The following is a 535-nucleotide window of genomic DNA, read 5'->3' as shown; positions in this document are numbered from 1 at the left end:
CATGGTGCTCAGCGCGGTGGGCGTGACCGGATACGCCCTGGCGGGCGAGACCTGGCACTTCCTGTTGTCCGCCGTGATCTGGGGCCTCGGCCTGGGCAGTTCCTCGGTCTGGAACACCCTGCTTGCCACATCGGTGCCCGCTGCGTCCCACCCGGTGGTATTCGGCTCCAGCTTCACCCTGACGAACGCCGCACTGGGCGTCGGCGGGCTCCTCGGCGGTGCGTTCGCGAGCGTTGCGCACCCGATGTCGTTCCGACTGCTGTACGGCGCCAACGCCCTCAGCTACCTCGGGATCGCCCTGGCCGTATTCGCCCTGCGCAGCCTCGGGACCGACACGCCGACCGAGGCCGACGCACGGCAGGACTCCGCCCGGTCGCACAACTACCTCCAGGTCTTCACCAGCGGCCCGTTCCTCCTGGTCCTCGGCCTCGGATTGGCGCTGTACTTCTCCTCGTACGGACAGCTGGAGGCGGGCTTCCCGGCCTTCCTGCTGACGAGCACTGACGTGGGGCCATCCGGGATCGCCGTGCTGTTC

General features: G+C 69.0%; 1 protein-coding gene. It reads left to right on the top strand.

The window, feature by feature from the left end; all coding sequences use genetic code 11:
- Positions 1–535 (top strand): hypothetical protein (locus AC1DYK_RS35590; RefSeq protein WP_478170549.1); only part of this gene is annotated, 535 nt, incomplete at both ends.

The sequence above is a fragment of the Variovorax sp. P2_H12 genome, from assembly GCF_056403395.1.
This window is presented reverse-complemented; position numbering and strand designations above follow the sequence as displayed.